The following is a 20,448-nucleotide window of genomic DNA, read 5'->3' as shown; positions in this document are numbered from 1 at the left end:
GTGGAAAGGAAAAGATCGCCAATGAGATTGTATGTTTTGATCGTGATTGCGATTTTGGCCATGGGCTTTTTCGTGGCGTGCGGTAGTGACGAAACCGAAGCACCCAATTCGTTCGGCTCCACCGACGACGATGACGACGACGGCGGCGGCGACGGAAGCCTATTCAGCGAAGAGTGCGATATCGACTACAGCGTCGATATGGATTGTGACGGTCCCGAGGCTGAATGCACCCACGCGCGATTGCTCAATGAAGATCGCTACGCCCATCCGGAAGAATCCGACTGCGCCCAGCCCTTATTCTACGACGATCCAGTGGCCGCAGTGGCCGAAGCCCATTCGCGCGATATGTGTGAACGCGGCTTTTTCGATCACGCGAACCCCGACGGCGAAAGTCCCTTTGATCGTATGGAGGCGGCGGGGCTCGGTTTTGTCGCGGCCGGCGAGAACATTTACATGGCTTGTGGGATGTCGTTGAGCCAGGTGATCACGCAAGCCGAAATCGATTTCATGGACGAGCCGGAATGCGAGCCCAACCACCGCTCCAATATCCTGGCACGGAATTTCAAGTTTGTCGGCGTGGGCATCTACGAATGCGACGACGGCTGCATTTACCTGACCCAGGATTTCATCACGTACGCGTATGGCGATATCCGCACGGATCAGCACGAATATTGTCCGGCGCTAGATTAGTCACGCGCATACAAGGAAGGCGGGCCCTGCAAAACAGCCCGCCTTATTTGCATCTGCAAGTGGAGCAACTACCTTCGTCTAAACGATGATGTCGATCGTTTCCTTTTCCATTTCCGCCGCAGCGCGCAACATCGAGACGTTGGCTTGGTGCGCCGCCTTGGCCAGTTTTATGCTGACGATATCCTCCGGCAGATGGACGTCGGCGTCCGGGCCGCTGAAGCCGGCGATTTTTTGAGCCGCTTTTTCGACTTGGTGTTCGGCGCTCTTGATGCCCTGCACCGCGTAGCCGATTGCCTGCGTTAAGGCCATGACGCACCTTTCTTTTGTTTCATCTCTTATCTTGTTATCGGTTTGAATTTGCTGCTACTTGAGCGGCTCGGCGGCCAGCAAGACCCCAGACGTACTCGGGTCGCTCACCAAATAGTCGGCCAAATGGCGGGCCAGTAGGGCGTGACCGGCGGCGTTGATGTGAACCGGGTCGTCCGCCATCAAATAGGAACGTGGCTTGCCGGTCTCGTGGAAAAGCGTCCACGCGTCGAAAAAGGGCGCCTTCTCCGTCTTGGCTACCTGCTTCATGTTCTGCTGGAGTTCACGCAACCGGGGCATCTCGATGTCGTAGAAGAAGTGCTCGCCGAAGAACTCCGAAGCTAGAACCACTCGGCAGCCGCGGCTCTTGGCCGCATGAATGATGTCGCGCAGATTCGCGGCGAAATCTTCCGGCGGATTGACGGGCTTCCATCGTGCGGGTTCGTACCAACGCAATCCCCCATCGCGCCACTGCACAATGAGGGCCGTAAGACCATTGTAAAGGGCGCTGCCACGCAAGACGCCCTGGATAGTCGGCGCCGAGGAGGTTTCGCCCGCCTGTTTTCGGCGCCACAATTCCCGATACGTTTGCAGCCCCTTGTGCTCCAAGACGTCGTTGCGGGCGGCGTATACGATCAAAATATCGGGGTTGTACTGCAGCAGGTATTCGGTGGTCAGCACCATGACTTGAAAAACAAGAAATCCCCTGACGCCGCCGTTAAGGACCTCAACTTGCCGGCCGGTTTTCGCCTGCAAATCTTGTTCGAGCAAAGCGGAAAAAGCGGTTTCCGGCGTCGGTTGGCCGTCGCCCCAGGCGTTGGATCCGCCGGTGACGATGATACGCGCCGTGCCCTGCGGCTTTTGGCGCGTCGCATCTTCATCGCCGCGGAAACGTACCCGCGGCACGCGAAAGTCACCGCGGTCGTCGGAATCTTGTTCGTAGCCGAAAAACCGCTTGGGCACCCAGAATAGGTCCTCGTGCGTTTGGTAATCCGCCCCGATACCGGCGGGCTTTACGTAATTGGCCGCGGGGGAAAGACGCAACGCGCCGTCGAGCACGAATAGAAATAGAACGGCGTGAGCCAGACGCAGCCAACCGTAATGACCCAACCGATCGCGGTTGGCGGCCAACGGAACCGCGAGCAGCGCGACGCCCGCGGGCAGTAATCCCCACAGGGCGTACGGGCCGACCGGCGGTTTCTGGGTAGAGAGCACCGCGATGACGGCGAAGGGAGCCAGTAGCAGGGCCGTCGCGGCAAGCCACCGCCCCTTTCGCCAATCGAGTTGGAACGCCACGTCGAATCCCAACGCCGCGGTAAGCAGTAAGGCCGCGATTCCAATTCGTGGCGACGCGTATGCTATGAGAGCGCCGCAACACAATACGAAACCGAGTAAGCCGACGCCGCCAAGTACGTAGCGCCGCGTGCCGCCCGACGGTTCACGAAAGCTCCCGCCCGCCACCAGCCAAAAGGCGACGCGCGAAGCCGCAAACAGCGCCAACGCCAACGGATGCAGCGTAGGTAGCCACAGGCATGCGCCCGCCAGGGACAGCCAGCACCCGACCGCCAGCGCGCTCAGCACGAGACTCGTCAGCCACCGGCCGCGATCGACTTGCAGACGGCCGACCAGGCGCGACTCCATCCAAAACCACGCCGCCGCCACGACAAGCATAAGCAGCCACATCGCCACGCGTTTGTCCCGCACATCCGCGGCGCGCCCCACGTCGCGCACGGCGACCTCCGCCAGCCCGGCCGTCAGATAACATCGCTCAGGCCGGCCGTGCTCCTCTCGCCTGCTCAGCGCCCCGCCGTTGAGCGCAAACAAAATCCCGCTTTCCCTGGGCAGAACCTCCAGCGTGACGTATTGATCGTTCGCGAAAAGGGGATAATCCGAACGCGCGGGTCGGTAGATCGCCTCGCCCTGCTTGCTGAGGCATTTCAGATGCAGGCCTTCGGGATTCGCTGTCCGTAGAATGATTTTCAGCGCTGCGCCCGCAGTGTCCAGCGCCAACGTTTCGCCGGCCGCGAGTGGATACGGCGCCAAGGCAAGGTCCTGCGTCAAACCGTACACAAAGCCCCAAGCCGCCAGAACGGCCAAGAGAATTAAGACGGTTTTACGACGTCGGCTCATTCCTCCTCGCGAGGCTTCTCCGAAACCGGAACGGGTTGGTCGAGATCGGCCGCGGGCAACTGGAGATAAGGCGCGAACTCCACGGGCGTCGCCGCGGGCGGCACGGAGGCTTCATCACCGGCCAGCCAGGCCCGCCAGGTATCAACATCGAACTCGAGCGCGGCCCGCACCGACAGTAGCAACGGAAAGGGTTTTGAAGACGGCCGGCTGATGCTCACGCCATCGAGCGAAGCCGCGAGGCGCAGAGCGCGGATGTCCTCCATCGTGACTTCCTCGGGGCGGGGCGCGAAGAGCACCAGCGCCGTATCGTCGTCGGCAGCGTTTTTTTCCAGGTCGCGACGCAAGGCCGCCAGCGAGAAGCGGACCATTTTGACTTCGTCGTCGCTGAGCACCTCGCTGACTCCCTCTTCTTCGACGACAAAAACAATGGAGCGCAACGCCATAGGGTCGACTTCAATATCCATGTCCGCGTCGTCTCGAACGAACAATGCCAAGGGACGCCGGAACGCTTTTTCGAGACGCTGCAGGTGCTTGCGCCATAGGTTGATGCGCGGCACGTGCGGCGCGAGTTTCGGTTCCAGGCTGGGTTCGTCGGCGAGTCGGGCGAACGCCACCCAGTCGGTTTGGGGCTCGCGCACCACGCCCGATTCGACACCGGCGTCCCAAAAGCGCGTTCCCGGCAGCGGCGGCAGCCAACCCACGCGGGCCGAGGCGAGGATGCCGCCGGCAATCTTCTCGGTGAGAAAAGCAAACAAGTCGCGAATCCGTTCGATGTCGTCGCCGGGCGCGCCGACATGGGCAAACAGGTGAACCGCCGCTTCATAACGCTCGCACACTTCGATGGCGTTCTCGAGCGTTTCCAGATCGACGCGCGCACCGTACAAATCGTCAGGATCGCGAAGATCGCCGATCATATCCAGCACGACCCGCGTGACGTTGAGGCGCACCCAAAACTCGCCCACTTCATCGGTAACCCAGGCGGCGCGGGCGTGCGCTTCAAACTGGACGGTTCCAAGGACCTCTTTGTCTTCGAGTAGGTCGGCCAGATCGACCAGCCGCAACGCGTCGGCGGTGAGCCAAGGGTCGTCGAGTAATATGGCGGCGTTTTTTTCCGCAGCCAGTTCCTCGATTTCGTGCGCGATGACACCGTTCGTGAAGGCTCGGTAGCGCCCCCAGTTCACGTAGCCGCCCAGAATGCCGTCCTCGAAAGGCGACCCCCGTCCGCCCACGACGGCGGGGAACGGCGAGCGCGGCAGAATGTCGCGGCGGGGCACCGGCATCGCCATTTCCAGGTCGATCAGTTCGCGCGGATCGGTGACGACCGGCGTGCGGTGTTCGAGAAAAACGACACCGGGCACGTCGCGCAGGTCCTCGGGGGACAGATCGCCGGTTGATTTCAACACGTTGAGCACATGGTGGAGGGAATCTTCCGGTTCGCCGACCAATCCGACGTCGAAAATCGGATCGAGGCTTTCGGGCCGGTTGGATATGTGCGGGCCGCAAAGCACGAACTTGGCGCGGCGACGTTGCTTGATCTCGCGCGCAGCCTCGACGGCGCGGGCGTAGTGAAACGAATTGCACAATATGCAGACGACATCGGGGTTGACGGCCAACAGCCCTTCCACGTCCGGCTCGTAGGAACACTGCGCATCGAAGTCGAGGTACTCGAGAAACGCCGCCATGTACGCGAACGTCAACGGATGCCGCAGGGAACGGCCGGATCGTTCGTCGACCCAGTGAAACACAACTCGCACGTGGCTTTCCTCCGGTATAGATACGATGAGGTTGCTACGGTAACGACCCGCCGCGCGGCGGACAAGCCGGAGCCTTAGAAATGGAAGCGCGTACCGAGAAAGACCGAATTGCCGCCGGCGTCGTTGTCGTCCAGGTCGGTTTTGGGGTCCTGCCCCTTGAAGTGCACGAAAGCGAAGCGATCTTCCAGGACGATACCGATCCAATTGAGTACGAAGAATTCGGCGCCGACCATCGCGTGGTAGCCGAGCGTGCCCTGGCTGTCGGCGTTGGATTCGGAGGTGTCGTTGCCGAAGCGGTCGGTGTATTCATAGCTGGAGCCCAACACCCGCCAGTACAGCCCCAAGCCGCCGCCGGTATACAGGTTCACGAATTTGATCGGCAGAACGATCTTGGGCGTAATCGTCAGGGCCGTGATCGAAAGTGCGATGTCGCCCTTGACGCGGTTTTCGTCGGTGACGCCGTCGACGATCACATTGGCCCCGTACCACTGGACTCCGCCGCCGAGTACGAAATTCGGGTGGAAGCGATACTCAAAATCACCTTCGACAGCAAAGCCGTCGAACGCACCGGCGTCGATCGATTGGTCGATCTCACCATCTTCGAGCACGCCGTCGCCATCGGGGTCGTCGGTGGGGTTGTAGCGCACAAAGTTGTGGTAGCCGAGCTTGAGGCCCAGGCCGATTTTCTTCTCGGCGGCCTGCGCCGCGCCGACCCAACACAACACGATCAACGCGATTCCGACAAGGCGCAATGTACGCCGCATACGACCTCCCCCGCGGATAGTTGCCGTCATCCTACCGCAAGCCCCCGCGATAGCGCAAGTTTTTGCGGCTCGTCTTTTCTTTTGGCGGCAAACGCGCTAAGCAGGGGCCCATGAACGAGGCACACCGGAAACGCGAGCGTTACATCACGTTGGCGGCGCTGACGTTGTTTTTGGCAACGTGGCCGTTACTCGTGCGCGTGGCGCCCCTGCAGGATCAAATGGACTGGGTGCTGCAGGCGCAGATCATCGCCGACGCCGGAAGTCAGCCGTGGGCGGACAATTTTGTGGTCAACCTGCAGCCCATCCCGAACCTGCTCGGGACCCTGGTGATCGCCGGTTTGACGAAGCTGGCGCCGGTATTCACCGCGGCGGCGCTGGCCTACGCGCTGTATTTGATCTTGTTCGTGACGGCGTTTTCCTATTTCGCACGCGCCGAAGGCCGGGAGCGCCCGCTGGCTGAACTGGCGGCGGTCGTGTACGCGGCCAACCATTTTTTCTTGATGGGTTTCTTCAATTTCACGATCGGCTTGGCACTGCTCTTCCTGGTGCTCGGTTTCCTGCGTCGCGTTGAGGACAAGTGGTCGGTCGGGCGCTGGCTGATTCTCGCGGCACTCGTGTTTCTGGTTTACCTGTCGCACTTCCTGACTTTTGCGGTCGCCGGTTTGGCCGTGCTGATTTTCGCGTGCTTCGGCAAGCAACGGGGGCGTCGGCTGCTGGTGACCGGCACGGCCTTTGCGCCGTCTTTGGCGTGTTTGGCGTGGTACGTTTCGCAACGAGCGGGCGAGTTCTGGTTTCACTACGCCTTTCACAATCCCCTTTACTACACGTGGTACAAGGTCGGCCCGTGGGCGATTGCGTCGAGTTACTACCCGTTGACGCCGACCTGGGCGGCTTGGATCAACACGGCGATCAACGCCGCAGCAATCCTGGCCGTCGGCGCGTTCATCGTGGTGTCTGCCGTGCGGGGCCGCTTCGACCGCCGCAATCCAGTGATCGTGCTCGCCGTCGCCCTGATTATCATCGGCCTGCTGACGCCCACCCGTATTTACGAACTGCTGCGGCCGGGACAGCGGCTGATCTTCGTGGCGGTTCTGCTGTTGTTCGCATCGACATCCAGCCCCGCGACTCTCTCGACGCGCCGTTTTCGCCTGGCGGGGCTTGCGGTGGCGGCGCTGCTGGCGTGGAACGCGGTATGGTGGTTTCAGGCGGGCGGCGTTCTTCAGCAAGAGCGCCGCGTGCTGGAACAGTTGGTTCCACCGCGGGCGAAGATGTTGATACTCGCCGACTCGCATTTTCATTTTCGAGAGAACCGGTCGTATTTGGAGAAGGCGGCCGACCCCTATTCGTACCCGAACTCGGTCAATCCGTTGCGCTACCTGCCGTATCACCGGGTGATCACCGGCGGCGGCTATCTGCGGGCGCTGTTCGGTACGGGCATCGTGACCGTGCGCAATCCGTCACGACTGCCGGACGTAAGCCGCATATGGCATCTGGATGATCCGGACATGGTGGGGCAGTACACTCACTTGGTGGCGACGGGGTTTGCCGCCAACCTTCACGCCATCGCCGAACGAGCCGAGCCGCTGTTCGATCTTGATTATCTCGACGAGCGCCTTTTGGTCATGGAGCGGCGGGCCGAGCCGACTCCCTAATCGATCAGCTTCAACAGGACGACCGCGTGCGCGACCATCGCTTCGCCCTGCCCGGTTATGCCCAGCCCCTCTTCGGTTGTCGCCTTGACGTTGACGCACATCTCGCCGACTCCCAACACGCGTGCCAGGTTCTCCCGCATCTTCTCGACGAAGGGCGCGATCTTCGGTTTCTCTGCGATCACCGTGGCGTCGACATTTGCGACGACGAAGCCCCGTTCACGGGCGAAACGCACGCAGCGCGCAAGCAGTTCAAGGCTGTCGGCCCCGGCGTATTCTGGGTCGGTGTCGGGAAAATGGCGGCCGATGTCGCCCAGCGCCGCGGCACCGAGAACCGCGTCGGCTACCGCGTGGGTCAGCACGTCGGCGTCGCTGTGACCGAGCAATCCTTTTTCGAAGTCGATCGTCACGCCGCCGAGGATGAGAAGACGCCCCGCAACAAGGCGGTGCACATCGTAACCGTGCCCGATGCGGTAGGTCATCGCCGAACTCCTTTCAGCAAAGCCCGCGCCACGAGAAGATCGTGCGGCGTCGTGATCTTGATGTTTCGTTCATCGCCTTCCACGATGACAATCTGCCCGCCCACGCGCTCGACAAGCTGGCAATCATCGGTGCCCACGAAACCGTCGGCCTCGGCCTTGCGGTGCGCGTCGACCAGCGTGTGGTACTGGAATGCCTGCGGCGTCTGGGCGCTGAAGAGCCACCGCCGGTCCGGAGTCTGCCGAATAAAACCGTCGTCGGTAATGACCTTGATTGTGTCTGTGACCGGCACGGCCACCAAGGCGCCGCCAAAGTTAGCGGCGATGCGCACCGATTTATCGATGAGCTTGGGATCGACGAAGGGGCGCACACCGTCGTGCACGACGACGACATCGGGCAGCAGGCCGAGCTTTTCGATGGCCGCCAAGCCTTTGGCAACCGATTCCTGCCGGTTCTTGCCGCCCATGGCGACGCGCACCATCTTGTCCAGATTTCCCCGGTCGACCAATGTGTCGCGGCAGAACACGACGTCTCCCCGGGGCACCACGAGAATGATCTGGTCGACGAGATCGGCGGCCGCCACCGCTTCGAGAGAGCGTTGGAGAATCGATTTGCCTTCCAGCTCGATGTATTGCTTCGCCTGGTCGGTGCGCATGCGACGCCCCCGGCCACCGGCGACCACAATCGCCACAGTGAGCATGCCGGCCTCCTGCAAGAATGGTTAATTACTTAATAGTAGAATCTTGCCCGGTTTGCACCCCTGTCGTTTTTTCCGTAACGTGTGGCCGCGTGTTTCGGAGACCAACGAATATGATTCGTCTCGCCCTGGATTGGTGGAGCTATCACAACTCGCTGCTGGCCGGTCGCCTCGACCACGAGACGATGATTCGGCGCGGCGCGGAGCTGGGCGCTGTCGGCGTCTCGCTGGAATATTTCGCCCTGCCCGCCGCATGGCGGACTAACCCCGTAAAACTGCTGCAATTGCAGAGCGAATTTCGGCTCGAGTACACGCTTGGCTTCGGCGTGCCGCTCTCGATGCCGGACGCGGCGTGGCGACTGGTGGGTCGTGAACTGAATTCGTTTTGGACACTGGCCCGCCGCCTGCGAGTCCGTACCGTCGAGGCGAGACCCGCATTCTACCTGCCCCTGCCCTCGCTGGCCCCCTTGTATGGTGGATTCAGTTTCACCGGACGCATGCAAATGCGATGGGCGGCCAAGCGCCTGGCGGAGTTTTGCGATCGCGCGGCGGAAGCCAACTTGGTCGTGACCTTCGCCAATCAAGGTGTGGTCGGCATCCAGAAACTGCTGTGGCTGGTTCGCCGTGTCGATCGTGACAACTTGAAAGTGGCGCTCAATACAGGTCAGGCGTTGGCGCAAGGTGAGGATCCCTACCGGCTGGTGGATGAATTCGCCCCGTTGGCGGCGACCGTGTTTTTGCAGGATCGCGTGGGCATGGGTTTGCGCACCGCAGGCCGTCCGATCGGTGAAGGGCAGATCGATTTTCGGGAGATTTTCCGCTTGTTGGCGCGGCATCGATTTGACGGCTTGTGCGCGGTGGATGTCGACCTGCCTTTGTGGAACGGGCGCAAAGAGGACAAGTGGGTTGAGAAAAGTTTCGTGCACTTGGTCAAATTGCTGGAGGAGCCGCAGTGGCAGAACGAGAACTAATCGTCATCACTGCCGCCGGCGGCCGATTGGGACGCGAGTTGACGGCCCATTTGGCCGCGAAGCGAGTACGCCTACGCTTGGTCGGCCTGACCGTACGCCCGTGGTTTGCCGGCCACGAGACCGTAATCGGCGACCTGTTCAACCCGCTGGTCATGAAACGAGCCGTGGAAGGCGCCACGGCCATCGTGCACTTGGCGGAGGTTCGCCCCAATCGTGATTTGATCGCGCGCATCGGCCCGGTGGGTTACGACAAGCAGATGTTCCACGTCAATCTGGAAGGGACACGGCGGCTGGCGCTGATGGCGCGGGACGCCGGTGTTGGCCGATTCCTCTACGCCAGCGGCGAGAGTGTTTACGGCCCGCCGCCCCGCGAGTGTCCGTGCACCGAAGCGACCCCGCCGGCACCCAACGGGCCGTATGGGCGATCCAAACTGGAAGCGGAATACGTGCTGAACGAGCTGCACCGGAGCGGCGACCTGGAAGTGGTGGTCTTACGCTTCGCCACGATTCTCGGTCGTTTTCCGGCGAACATCGCGATGGTCAACCGTTTGTTCCGCTTGGCACTGCGACATCTGCCGATCCCGCTTACTCAATCGGGCAGCACGTTGAAACATTGCGTCCATCGGCGCGACGCCGTCGACGCCATCGAACGCGCCCTGACGCGGCCGCAGGCGTCGGGTCGGACGTACAACGTGGCCGGGGCCGGAGCGGCGACCGTCGCCGAGATTTTCGACGCGGTGACCGATGCGCTCGATAGCCACAGCGTGCCCATTCCCCTGCCGCGCCTGGCGTTGCCGGTAATCAACGCGGTAACGACGTGGATCGGCGATCCTTTTATTCTACCGGAATTCGCCCGTAGCGCGCTTGAACATACGTGCTACAGTACGGGTCGGGCACTGGCTGAGCTTGGTTTTCGGCCTAAATACGACACCCTGCAGGCCTTTCTGGAGGCGGCGGCATGGTATCGCGACCATGCCGGAGAACAGTGAGGCCGTTTTTTCGCGCCAAGCTTTTTAGCAGAGTAACCACTCGATATCCTGGACTGTAATGGTTACCGTGCTCACAGTAATGTTATACAACTGAACATAGCGAGGATTCGATGCCGACCATTTACAAGTACGAAATCGTACCGAAACTGCCGGACAAAATTTCTTCGCTGCTCGAAATCGCCTACAACTTATGGTGGACGTGGCATCACGATGCCATTGTGCTTTTCCGACGTGTCGATCGGGATTTATGGGAGGACTTGAACCATAACCCGGTGTTGATGCTGGGCCGCGTCAGTCAGGCCCGCCTGGAAGAATTGGCGAACGACGACGGCTTTCTGGCTCATTTGAACCGCGTGTACGTGGCGCTGCAGGTCTACCTGAACAGCAAAGGATGGTACCAGAAAAAGTACGGCGCCAACGGCAATCGCTTCGCCTATTTCTCGATGGAATTCGGCCTTTCGGAAAGCCTGCCCGTTTATTCCGGTGGCCTAGGCGTTTTGGCCGGTGATACCCTCAAGAGCGCCTCGGATCTCGGCTTGCCGCTGGTCGCGGTCGGTCTGGCCTACCAACAGGGGTACTTCCGGCAGTACCTGAACGTCGACGGGTGGCAGCAGGAGCAGTATCCGACCAACGACTTTTTCAATCTGCCGATGAAACCGGTCTTCGACGCCGAAGGCCAGCGTGTGAAAGTGCCGATTTGGTTCCCGCACCGCACGGTACAAGTGCAGCTTTGGCGGGTGCTGGTGGGCCGCGTAACGCTGTATCTACTCGACACCAATTGCGACGAAAATCACCCCGATGACCGCAAGATCACCGACACCCTATACGGCGGCGATCAGGAAATGCGCATCCAGCAGGAAGTCGTGCTGGGCATCGGTGGAATTCGCGCGCTGCACGCCATGGATATCTATCCGACCATCTGCCACATGAACGAAGGCCACAGCGCGTTTCTAACCCTGGAACGCATTCGGCAACTCACGGAAAGCTCCGACCTGGAGTTTTCCGAAGCCCGCGAGGCGATCGGCTCGGCCAACGTGTTTACGACCCATACCCCCGTACCGGCCGGGTTTGATATTTTCGGGCCGGAGTTGATGGAAAAATACCTGCGCGATTATCCGGCGCGCGTCGGCTTGTCGAAAAAAGCCTTTCTGGCCTTGGGACGCCTGGACCCGAACAACAACGAAGAAGGCTTCAACATGGCCCTGCTGGCGGGCAAGCACGCCAGTTTCATCAACGGCGTCTCCAAACTGCACGCCGTCGTAACGCGGGAAATGTGGAAGAACCAATGGGAAGGCGTGCCGGTTCATGAGATTCCCATCCATGCCATCACCAACGGTGTGCATTTGCGAACGTGGCTCAGCCGCGAGATGGTGGATTTGCTCGACACCTACCTGGGCAGCGAGTGGCACGAGGATCCGGAAAACGAAGCCGTGTGGCGTCGCATCGCGCAGATCCCGGACGAGGAGATCTGGCGCGTGCACATTCGTCGTCGCGAGCGTCTTGTGGGTTTCGCGCGGCGCTGTCTGCAGCAGCACTTGCTCAAGCGGGGCGCGAGCCGCAGCGAACTGGACGAAGCCAAAGAAGTGCTGAATCCCAACATCCTGACCATCGGTTTCGCGCGGCGCTTCGCCACCTACAAACGCGCGACGTTGATCTTGCGAAACCCGGACCGCCTGCGTCGCCTCCTGCTTCACTCCGAGCGTCCGATTCAATTCATTTTCGCCGGCAAGGCGCACCCGAAGGACGTGCACGGCAAGGAACTCATTAAGCAGTTGGTCCATTTCGCGCGCGAATCGCACGTGCGGCGTCGCCTGGTGTTTCTGGAAAACTACGACATCTCCGTCGCGCGTTATCTGGTGCAGGGCGTGGACGTATGGTTGAACAGCCCGCGGCGCCCGCTGGAGGCAAGCGGCACCTCCGGCATGAAAGCCGCGGCGAACGCGGCGCTGAACGTGTCGGTGCTCGACGGTTGGTGGGACGAGGCTTACCAACCCGAAGTCGGCTGGGCCATCGGCGCCGGCGAGGACTACGACGACTTCGCCGAGCAGGACCACATCGAAGCCAACGCGCTCTACAACCTGCTCGAAAACGAAATCGTGCCGACTTTCTACGACATCGACGCCGACCGCCTGCCGCGTCGGTGGATCGCGATGATGAAGAAATCGATGATGGAGTTGGTTCCTTACTTCAACACTCACCGCATGGTGCAAAACTACACCGAAGAGTTTTATCAACCCGCATTCGAACGCTATCAACGCCTCACGGCCGATGGTTACCGCCGAGCCAAGGATCTCGCGGCGTGGAAAACAAAGCTTTTTAAGTACTGGCAAGAAGTCAAAATCACCGACGTCAAAATCAACGCCGGCGACGTCCTGGCCGTAGGCGATCGTTTCGGTATCGCGGTGCAGGTCGTCCTCGGACACCTGCAACCCGAGGACGTGGTCGTGCAGGTCTACGTGGGGCCGCTGGACGACAAGGGCGTGATCATCAACGGTGAAACCATCGATCTAACCCATAGCGAAGATCAGCAAAACGGCAGTTTCCGCTACGCGACCGACATTCCGTGTAAGGCCTCCGGCCGGCACGGGTTCAGCGCGCGGGTTTTGCCGTCGCACCCGGATCTGGTGACGCACTTCGATTTGTGGTCGGTGACCTGGTCCTAACGCAAGCGTCCGGCTACGCCGAAGCTCACGGCGCCGGTGTCATCGTCGGCGCGCCAGTAATGCAGGCTGGCGTCTCCCATCGAGCCGGACCCGGGCCGCACGCTCAAGGCGTGATACAAGGGGGCGGTGCCGCACACGTTGCGGCGGTTGCCCTCGGCCACCAGCATTTCGAAAAACGCTTCCGCATCGCCTTCGTTCACCTTGTTCAGCAACTCCCGGTCGCGGTCGAGCGACTCGCGCATCTGCGTTTCTTCGATCGGCTTCGCCCAACCGAATTGCGGCCCGATGTGGGCCAGATCCACACTGGCCAGCAGCAACACGCGCTCGCCGAGACGTTCGACCACGGCAAGCAAAGCCTCCTGCACCGCCACCACGGCTTCCGTTTCGACGGGCGACGTTTGCCGCACGACGAACTCTTCGAAGCTGCCGCAAAGAATGGGTACGATCCGCGGGCAGGCGTCGCCGTACGCGTGCTTGAGGGCGGTGGCGGCCAGTTCGATGCTGTGTTCGTCACGGTGGCAGAATTCATCTTCAAAGGCGTCGAAAGGAAGGGCGGCGGCGATTTCATCGACCAGCTCGCCATCGGCTTTTACAGTGCCGAACGGCGTGTCGAAATCTTTGCGCGTGAGTGTCGCCGCGGTCGCATGCGGTTGGTGGTTCACGCCCAGCACGATCACCACGTCACCGCCAAAGCGTTGTTTCGCCGTGCTGTACGCCAAGCCCCAGGCCGACGCGCCGCGCTCGTAATCGATGTGCGGAGCCACGAGCACACCCAGATCGTTTCTCTCGTTGGGGATTTGGCTGGGCGACGGTAACAACGCCGCGCGGTAACAGTCATCCAGGAAGCCGCCGTCCGAGAAGCGATACGCACGGAGGGGTTCGCGTAGGAATTCGGTTTTGATTTTCAGAAGCTTTTCGTAACTGCGTTCGTTGTCCAGTAGGAATACGCGATCGAGTTCGTTGACGATCTTCTTGACTTGTCCCAAAGGCAATTCGTTGCCGTCGGCGGCTTCCTTCCATGCGGCGGCCAGTGCTGCGACCTGCAAGGTGCCGTCGAAGAACTGCAAACAGAAAAGCACCGAGTGGGATACCGTGAGCGCCTCGTCGGACAATTGCAGCGGGTCCCGCAGCAGGAAACTTTCCTCCCGTCCCTCGTGCAGCGGCACGATTTCGACAGCGCGCATTTTGGGCAACGAATCCTCGAGCTTCATGCGATGTCCTTTCTTTTTTTACGCGCGGCGAATGTTGTATCCTTGCTTGCCAAGCGCATCGGTACAAAGTTAACTACTGGCATAGCAAATGGGAGGATTTTTTGCCGGAACACCATCAACCCGATTTTCTGATTGTCGGCGCCGGGGTTTGCGGTTTGACGGTTGCCGACCGGCTTGCCGCCGCCGGGTCGCGCGTGACGGTGATCGAACGCGAAGACCAACTGGGCGGCCTGGCGCGCACCTTCCATTATCCGGAAGGCAATTTCGATATCGGCCCCCACCGCTTTCACACGACCGACGAGACGGTGCTGCGCTTCCTCGACGAAGTCCTCGGCGACGATGTCTTGCACATACCGCGGACCAGCCTCGTGTATTTCTTCCGGCACTACTACCGCTGGCCGATTCACCCGACGCTGCACTTGCTGCGGTTGCCGCCGCGCTTGATCGTTGGCGTCGTTCTCGACCTGCTGTTTCGCCTGTACCGCAAACGCCGCCCGAGCAGCTTCGAAGACTACATCCTGAACATGTACGGACGCACTTTGTACCGTGCGTTTTTCCGCGACTACTCGACGAAATTCCTCGGCATCACGCCGAGCGAAACTCACGCCGATTGGGCGAGAACGGGCATCGACCGGGCCATCATCGACGAGCGGCTGAAGATCAACACCTTGTTCGAATTGATCAAGAGTTTGTTCGTCCGGCCCAAGGGTGCAGAGATTCAGTTCCGCTATCCGCGCGGCGGAATCGATGTTTTCGCGAAGAAGCTGCGTGACCGTATCGTGGCGGCGGGCGGCGATGTTTTGTTGGGCACCCCGGCGGACGGCGTCGTTTTGAACGACGAGCGGATCACCGAAGTACGCGCCGGAGGACGGACGTGGCAGCCCAAGCACGTCGTGTGGACGGCTTCGCCCACCGCGCTGCTCGACATGGCCGGCGAAACGAAACCCGACCTGCATTTCCTCAACCTCGTGTGCTTCAACGTCGTGACCACGAAGCACCATGGGCCTGAATTTCAGTGGTGCTACTTCGGCTCGCAGGATCTCGTTTTTTCCCGAGTAAGTCGGCCCGAAGCCTTCGACCCGGATATTATCGCCGGCGGCCGCAGCGGGCTCTGCGTCGAAGTATCCTCACCGCCGGAGGCTTGGGATCATCCCGAAGCGTTCCAAGATCAGGTTCTCGACGACTTGATCCGTGTGGATTTGATCACCGGCCGGCAGGACGTGGTGGCAGTACACATCGAAAAGGTGCGCGAGTCCTATCCTATTTATGATATCGGTTATGACGAAAAACTTGCCGCTCTGCGAGATCGCATGGCGCGGGTCGCCAATTTGAGTCTCGCCGGCCGCACGGGCACCTTCTGGTACAACAACATGGACCATTCAATTGCCATGGGTTTACAGCTCGCCGAAAAGTTGACGCCCGGCCCCCTATAACCCCCCGGCGGACCGCCAGGAAATAATGAATGGCCATTCATTCACTGCTTGCCCTTCTCGGGTGCAGTCGTTATAATCCCTACGCTTCTCCAGGCGGATATGCGCAAACGTATTGTTTGCTGACGAAAATAGAAACCGCGCATTGCGCACGACAGGAGGATTATCCTATGAAATTGAGCGAAGTCCCGATGGCCAAATTGATGGAGGTTCTGCCGAAGCTTTCCAAGAACGCGGAAGGCGACCTCGTCATTTTTAATTTGGTGACGGATGTGGATGGCGACCGCGTACCGCGGCCTGATTGGTTCATGCAATTCAACGCCGACGGCACGATCGAGTGCGGCGAAGGCCACAAAGAATCCGACGCTGCGGTCACCTTTACGCTGAAACAGGGCGGCATCAACACGATGCTGGGCTTTATGCTTGACGGCCTTAACGGCGGCCCGCGCAGCGCGATGATGTCGATGATGATGGGCAAAATCGGCATCGACCCCTTCAACCCGGCCAACGTCAAAAAGACCGAAAGCTTTTTCAAGCGGGTCGAGACCGGTGAAGAAGCGCTGAAAGCAGCGGCGGCGGGAATCGGCCTGGACGTGGAAGAAATCGATATCTAATCATCGTTTCAACGGATGTACTAAAGGTGGCCCCCGGAGGTCGCCTTTTTTCTTAGGAAAAATGAAGACGTCGTTCGTTTTTCAAACCCCGCTACTTGTCGGAGCTCACAGTTTTTGCCACGATGATGAAATGAATCGCTGTTTTTGGTTTGGGCTTCTCGCCCTTCTTGTGTTAACCGGTTGCGCGTCGGTGATGCCTTCGGCCGCGCCGCCGGATGCGATATTCGTTCCGGAGAAAACCGGGCGGTACCATTTCGGCGAAGTGTTTCAAGGCGAGACGATTCAGACGCAGTTCACGATATACAACCCCGCCCCCTACCCCATCAACATCGTGCGCGTGGAAAACACCTGTGGTTGCACATCGACGCGTCTGGAAGGTGAGCGCATCGGGCCGCGGCAGCAGAGAATCTTACGGGTGGAACTGGATACCAAGTCCCTCTGGGGGCCGCAGTCCAAAGCGGTCATCGTGCACACCAACGATCCCTACCGGCAACGAGTGCGACTGACGCTCGAGGGTGTCGTGCGCACGTATCTGGTTTGCGAACCGCGGCGACTTGTGGCCAAGAAAATCGAGGGTCGCCACGTAGAGCGCGTGAGGATCGTGAACACCTCCGACCAGCCGCTTGAACTGACCTCGGCAACCGTGTTTCCGGCCTGCCCGCATGTTCAGGCGCACTTCCCGCAAGCGGCGTTGCCGATTTCTCTGGAGGCGGGGGATTCGACGGTGTTGGAAGTGGAAGCGGTCCTGGCCAAGAAAGGCGTCCGCATCACCGGCGAGATTCAAATCACGACACAGCACCCGTTTGCCCGCGCGCAAATACCCTTCTTTTTTGAAAGTCCGCCGCCGAAAAGGCGACGCTTCGCGCCGCGCTGAACGCCGCTAATTGGTTAGGGGCGCTTGGATTCCCAAATGTTTTTCAAGCCGGTATTTGAGCAACGCCGCTTCACGGTTGTCGGGATCGACTTTAAGAGCCAATTGAACTTGCTTGTAGGCGCCGCCGGGACGGTCGGTGTTGATCATCGCTTTCGCGGCGAGCAGATGCGCGCGGGAACGAAAATAGTTTTCCTTCCGCAACCGCAGCGCCGCCTTCGTGGCCAGGTCGGCCGCCTGCCCCCATTTCTTTTCCTGAAAACGAACTTCCGCCAAACCTAGATAGGCCTGGCCGCTTTGCGGGTCGATCGACAGTGCGCGCTCGAATCGTTTCTCCGCCAAGTAGTTGTTACCCTGCTGCAACAAGGAGCGACCGTCGCGCGTCAGGGCCAGCGCCGCCTTGCGTTGCGAAGTGCCTCCGTGCCCGTTCAACGCCGAGCGTTCGCGGTGGGGATCAACCGTCGCCAGCGGCCCTTGCTCGGACAGTGGTTCGCGCATCGGCGGCGCAACGTCGGGGATCGGGTCGGGATCGACCGGCAAATCGCGTTCGTCAATTTCCGGGTCGCGGGTATCGTCCTCGAATATGCGGGCCAGCGGGTCCTCGAAGGAGGGAGTGGCCGGCGTCGCAGTTTTTGGATCTGCGGGTTGCGGCGTGGCTTCGTCGTCCAAATCGGCCTCGCCAATGTTGGCTCCGGTTCGTTTGACCGTACACGCGGCCCCACCGAAAACCAGTGTTAGGACCACGATTGAAATAAGCACCAAGCGTATCTGCACGGTCATTTCCTCTTCTTGAAAAAGTCCAGCACTTCGTCGCGGAAAAGACGGCTTTCCTCCGTGGGCTCGGTCCCCTCTACGAAAGCTTCGTCGACGACGTCCGGGCTGTTGTAATGCGCCAGCAAGCCGGATTTCTGGCATGTTTTCCGGAACACGATGCCCGGCGGCGTTTCGAAGCGGCCGACGTCTTTCCCGCGGGTGAAGTCTAGCATGAAACGGGTCCAGATCGGCAGCGCGGCACGCCCGCCGGTCAGCCCAACGTTACGATCGGTGTCGAAACCGACCCACACCGCGGCCAATATGTTCGGCGTGTAACCGACAAACCAAGCGTCCTTGGCGTCATTGGTCGTGCCCGTTTTCCCGGCGGCGGCGATCTTCAAACCAAGGCGTCGCACTCCGGCGCCGGTTCCGCGATTGATGGCGCCCTCCAGGATGTGCGTAGTGAGGTAAGCGACTTGCGGCGGCACCGCACGGCGCGGCTTAACGCTGCGCTTTTCGAGCACGGCGCCGGTTTGGTCGACGACGTCGCGAATGGCGATGGGCGCGTTGTAGTAACCTTGGTTGGCCAACGTGGCGTATACGCTGGCGAGTTCCAACGGGCTCATTTCCGCGATGCCCAACGACAGAGCCGGGTACGGCGGCAGGTCGGCGGTTACGCCCATATCGCGCGCCGTGCGAATCACGTTGTCGATACCGACCATCAAACCGACACGCGCGGTGGGCACGTTGCGGCTTTGCTCCAAGGCATGCCGCGCGGTGATGTTGCCCTCGAATTTGTGGTCGAAGTTATTCGGCTTCCACTTCTGGCCGCCCGACGTGATCGACAACGGCTTGTCTTCAATGATCGTGGCCGGCGTGAATTCAAAGCCGCGCTCTTCGAAGGCGCGATGAAACGCCGCGGTATACACGATCGGCTTGAACGTCGAGCCCACCTGACGCTGCATCTGGACGGCGCGATTGAAGGGCGACTCGACGAAATTGCGGCCGCCGACCATCGCGCGCACGTAGCCGGTCGACGGTTCGAGCACGACCAGGGCCGCCTGCAAGCGGTTGTTGTCGGTCACCTGGAGCCGCTTGTTGTTCGTTTCCAATTCTTTCAGCGTTCGGTCCACCGCGCCTTCCGCGTTCTGTTGCGCGGCGGCGTCCAGTGTCGTGAAAATGCGTAATCCGACGCTTTGCAGCACGTCCTCGCCGTAGGTGCGATTGAGCTGCTGCCGTAAAAACGCAATGAAGTACGGCGCGATCGTGCTGGGCGGCAAATGGCGACTGACCACCAAATCCTGCAGCTTGGCGTCGTCGAGATCCTGCACTGTGACGCCCAGTTCCTGTATCGCCTGCGGCATTTTTGCGAGTCGATCCAGGATGTAGTCGCGGCGGATCTTCGCCCGTTCCACGTGCTTGCGCGGATTGTAACCGGCGGGGCTGCGAATCAACCCGGCCAACAGCGAGGATTCGGCGAGCGTCATATCCTCGGCGTCCTTCCCGAAATAGAATTTCGCCGCTTCGCCCAGGCCGCATATCGACACGCTGCCCGACTGCCCGAAGTAGATCTCGTTGATGTACACCTCGAAGATCTTTTCCTTCGGGTAATGCATCTCCAGCACGATCGCCATCACCGCCTCTTTGAGCTTGCGGCTGATCGTGCGCTCGGGCGAGAGGTATAGGTTTTTCACCAACTGCTGCGTGATGCTGCTGCCGCCCTCGCGGAAGCTGAAACGCAGAATGCCCTTGACGACCGCCCGCGTGATGCCTTTGAAATTGATGCCGTGGTGCTCGAAAAAGGCGGCGTCCTCGACGGCGACCACGCTCCACACGAGACTTTTCGGGATCGCCTCGTACGGAATAATGCGCCGTTCTTCCTGCACCTGACCGAAGAAACGACTGATCAATTCCGGCTCCACTTCGAGCATAAACAGCTCTTCGCCTGTCTTGGCGTCGAAGATTTTCGTGACGGCTTCACCGCCGAGCAACATCTTGACCAATCGCGCCGGCCGCGCTTCCCCGGGATAGTCAAAGCGGTTCAGGTAAATTTCCAGCGTGCCGGTGCCGCGGTGGTATTGGCCGGGACGCTCGGTCGCCGTGTCTTTTTCCTGATAGTTGAGGCGTTTCAGGCGCTCGATCAGGCCGGTCGTGGAAAGCAGATCGCCGGGCAGAACCGTCAAGCTGTCGGAATACACGTGGCTGGGCAACTTCCAACGATTGCCCTCGAATTTGTCACGCAGTCCGCGGTCGACGGAAAAAGCGTAGAGCCCTCCGGCGAGTATCAAAATGAAGGAAGTCCATACGGCGACGTTGAAGGCCCACCACGCGCCGATTTTAAACAGCGACGCAAATGCCCCGCCGGACGATTTGCCTGCGGCTCGCTTGCCTTTTTTTGCGGTTCGGGGGCCGGCCATGGTTGCTCCCTGTCTCGTGCTTGACTACCAGACTAGGACGTTTCTGTCACGTGCCTGGT

17 protein-coding genes are annotated in these 20,448 nt (G+C 60.4%); 8 read left to right on the top strand and 9 right to left on the bottom strand.

Annotated features, from left to right (window positions below):
* Nucleotides 1-21: 21 nt before the first annotated feature.
* Nucleotides 22-690, top strand: coding sequence for a CAP domain-containing protein (locus tag P9L99_15405; GenBank protein MDP8224745.1), 669 nt, complete (start codon nt 22-24; stop codon nt 688-690).
* Nucleotides 691-768: 78 nt separating this feature from the next.
* Here P9L99_15405 and P9L99_15400 read toward each other — a convergent pair whose 3' ends face one another.
* The 4 genes from P9L99_15400 to P9L99_15385 form a co-directional block, all read right to left on the bottom strand.
* Nucleotides 769-999 (bottom strand): hypothetical protein, encoded by a 231-nt coding sequence (locus tag P9L99_15400; protein ID MDP8224744.1) that lies wholly within the window; start codon nt 997-999, stop codon nt 769-771.
* Nucleotides 1,000-1,053: 54 nt separating this feature from the next.
* Nucleotides 1,054-3,126: an SGNH/GDSL hydrolase family protein gene (locus P9L99_15395; GenBank protein MDP8224743.1), complete on the bottom strand. Its 2,073-nt coding sequence runs from the start codon at nt 3,124-3,126 to the stop codon at nt 1,054-1,056.
* Nucleotides 3,123-4,880 (bottom strand): hypothetical protein, encoded by a 1,758-nt coding sequence (locus tag P9L99_15390; protein MDP8224742.1) that lies wholly within the window; start codon nt 4,878-4,880, stop codon nt 3,123-3,125. Before P9L99_15390 ends, P9L99_15395 begins: the two co-directional genes overlap by 4 nt.
* A gap of 74 nt (nt 4,881-4,954) precedes the next feature.
* Nucleotides 4,955-5,644 carry an outer membrane beta-barrel protein gene (locus P9L99_15385; protein ID MDP8224741.1) on the bottom strand — a complete coding sequence of 230 codons (690 nt, stop codon included), beginning with the start codon at nt 5,642-5,644 and terminating at the stop codon, nt 4,955-4,957.
* Between the two features lie 110 nt (nt 5,645-5,754).
* Between P9L99_15385 and P9L99_15380 the strand changes: the two genes are divergently transcribed.
* On the top strand, nt 5,755-7,296 hold the full coding sequence (locus P9L99_15380) for a hypothetical protein (GenBank protein MDP8224740.1): 1,542 nt from the start codon (nt 5,755-5,757) through the stop codon (nt 7,294-7,296).
* On the opposite strand, the gene ispF is transcribed toward P9L99_15380, so the two are convergent.
* The gene (gene ispF / locus P9L99_15375; GenBank protein ID MDP8224739.1) at nt 7,293-7,775 is read right to left on the bottom strand and encodes a 2-C-methyl-D-erythritol 2,4-cyclodiphosphate synthase; all 483 of its coding nucleotides are present in this window, start codon (nt 7,773-7,775) and stop codon (nt 7,293-7,295) included. The two genes, P9L99_15380 and ispF, sit on opposite strands and share 4 nt — an antisense overlap.
* A complete protein-coding gene (gene ispD, locus P9L99_15370) occupies nt 7,772-8,473 on the bottom strand; it encodes a 2-C-methyl-D-erythritol 4-phosphate cytidylyltransferase (protein MDP8224738.1) in 702 nt (233 codons plus the stop codon). Before ispD ends, ispF begins: the two co-directional genes overlap by 4 nt.
* A 110-nt stretch (nt 8,474-8,583) precedes the next feature.
* Here ispD and P9L99_15365 point away from each other — a divergent pair, with 110 nt between their 5' ends.
* The 3 genes from P9L99_15365 (at nt 8,584) to glgP (ending at nt 13,093) form a co-directional block, all read left to right on the top strand.
* Complete coding sequence (locus P9L99_15365) at nt 8,584-9,441, top strand: sugar phosphate isomerase/epimerase (GenBank protein MDP8224737.1); 858 nt, start codon at nt 8,584-8,586, stop codon at nt 9,439-9,441.
* Nucleotides 9,423-10,430, top strand: coding sequence for an NAD(P)-dependent oxidoreductase (locus P9L99_15360; protein MDP8224736.1), 1,008 nt, complete (start codon nt 9,423-9,425; stop codon nt 10,428-10,430). The genes P9L99_15365 and P9L99_15360 overlap by 19 nt, the downstream gene beginning before the upstream one ends.
* 110 nt (nt 10,431-10,540) lie before the next feature.
* Nucleotides 10,541-13,093, top strand: coding sequence for an alpha-glucan family phosphorylase (gene glgP, locus P9L99_15355; GenBank protein ID MDP8224735.1), 2,553 nt, complete (start codon nt 10,541-10,543; stop codon nt 13,091-13,093).
* Here the strand turns inward: glgP and amrB are convergent.
* Nucleotides 13,090-14,304, bottom strand: a complete 1,215-nt coding sequence (amrB, locus tag P9L99_15350) for an AmmeMemoRadiSam system protein B (protein MDP8224734.1) — start codon at nt 14,302-14,304, stop codon at nt 13,090-13,092. The two genes, glgP and amrB, sit on opposite strands and share 4 nt — an antisense overlap.
* A 101-nt stretch (nt 14,305-14,405) precedes the next feature.
* Between amrB and P9L99_15345 the strand changes: the two genes are divergently transcribed.
* From P9L99_15345 to P9L99_15335, 3 genes are all read left to right on the top strand, one after another.
* Entirely contained in the window at nt 14,406-15,737 is a 1,332-nt protein-coding gene (locus P9L99_15345; GenBank protein ID MDP8224733.1) for an FAD-dependent oxidoreductase, read from the top strand.
* Nucleotides 15,738-15,904: 167 nt separating this feature from the next.
* The gene (locus P9L99_15340; GenBank protein MDP8224732.1) at nt 15,905-16,348 is read left to right on the top strand and encodes a hypothetical protein; all 444 of its coding nucleotides are present in this window, start codon (nt 15,905-15,907) and stop codon (nt 16,346-16,348) included.
* 130 nt (nt 16,349-16,478) lie between these two features.
* Nucleotides 16,479-17,222, top strand: a complete 744-nt coding sequence (locus P9L99_15335; protein MDP8224731.1) for a DUF1573 domain-containing protein — start codon at nt 16,479-16,481, stop codon at nt 17,220-17,222.
* A gap of 6 nt (nt 17,223-17,228) precedes the next feature.
* Here the strand turns inward: P9L99_15335 and P9L99_15330 are convergent, their stop codons facing one another.
* Nucleotides 17,229-17,999 carry a tetratricopeptide repeat protein gene (locus P9L99_15330; GenBank protein MDP8224730.1) on the bottom strand — a complete coding sequence of 257 codons (771 nt, stop codon included), beginning with the start codon at nt 17,997-17,999 and terminating at the stop codon, nt 17,229-17,231.
* Nucleotides 17,996-20,389 carry a PBP1A family penicillin-binding protein gene (locus P9L99_15325; GenBank protein MDP8224729.1) on the bottom strand — a complete coding sequence of 798 codons (2,394 nt, stop codon included), beginning with the start codon at nt 20,387-20,389 and terminating at the stop codon, nt 17,996-17,998. Before P9L99_15325 ends, P9L99_15330 begins: the two co-directional genes overlap by 4 nt.
* Between the last annotated feature and the right edge of the window lie 59 nt (nt 20,390-20,448).

The sequence above is a fragment of the Candidatus Lernaella stagnicola genome, assembly GCA_030765525.1.
Lineage (GTDB): Bacteria > Lernaellota > Lernaellaia > Lernaellales > Lernaellaceae > Lernaella > Lernaella stagnicola.
Note: the sequence above shows the minus strand (reverse complement) of the source record. Positions and strands in the feature narration are given on the sequence as shown.

Excerpts from the sequence above, each read along its gene's own strand:
- P9L99_15405 (MDP8224745.1), top strand. The coding sequence starts at position 22 with ATGAGATTGTATGTTTTGATCGTGATTGCGATTTTGGCCATGGGCTTT.
- P9L99_15400 (MDP8224744.1), bottom strand. The coding sequence starts at position 999 with ATGGCCTTAACGCAGGCAATCGGCTACGCGGTGCAGGGCATCAAGAGC.
- P9L99_15395 (MDP8224743.1), bottom strand. The coding sequence starts at position 3,126 with ATGAGCCGACGTCGTAAAACCGTCTTAATTCTCTTGGCCGTTCTGGCG.
- P9L99_15385 (MDP8224741.1), bottom strand. The coding sequence starts at position 5,644 with ATGCGGCGTACATTGCGCCTTGTCGGAATCGCGTTGATCGTGTTGTGT.
- P9L99_15380 (MDP8224740.1), top strand. The coding sequence starts at position 5,755 with ATGAACGAGGCACACCGGAAACGCGAGCGTTACATCACGTTGGCGGCG.
- ispF (MDP8224739.1), bottom strand. The coding sequence starts at position 7,775 with ATGACCTACCGCATCGGGCACGGTTACGATGTGCACCGCCTTGTTGCG.
- ispD (MDP8224738.1), bottom strand. The coding sequence starts at position 8,473 with ATGCTCACTGTGGCGATTGTGGTCGCCGGTGGCCGGGGGCGTCGCATG.
- P9L99_15365 (MDP8224737.1), top strand. The coding sequence starts at position 8,584 with ATGATTCGTCTCGCCCTGGATTGGTGGAGCTATCACAACTCGCTGCTG.
- glgP (MDP8224735.1), top strand. The coding sequence starts at position 10,541 with ATGCCGACCATTTACAAGTACGAAATCGTACCGAAACTGCCGGACAAA.
- amrB (MDP8224734.1), bottom strand. The coding sequence starts at position 14,304 with ATGAAGCTCGAGGATTCGTTGCCCAAAATGCGCGCTGTCGAAATCGTG.
- P9L99_15340 (MDP8224732.1), top strand. The coding sequence starts at position 15,905 with ATGAAATTGAGCGAAGTCCCGATGGCCAAATTGATGGAGGTTCTGCCG.
- P9L99_15335 (MDP8224731.1), top strand. The coding sequence starts at position 16,479 with ATGAATCGCTGTTTTTGGTTTGGGCTTCTCGCCCTTCTTGTGTTAACC.
- P9L99_15330 (MDP8224730.1), bottom strand. The coding sequence starts at position 17,999 with ATGACCGTGCAGATACGCTTGGTGCTTATTTCAATCGTGGTCCTAACA.
- P9L99_15325 (MDP8224729.1), bottom strand. The coding sequence starts at position 20,389 with ATGGCCGGCCCCCGAACCGCAAAAAAAGGCAAGCGAGCCGCAGGCAAA.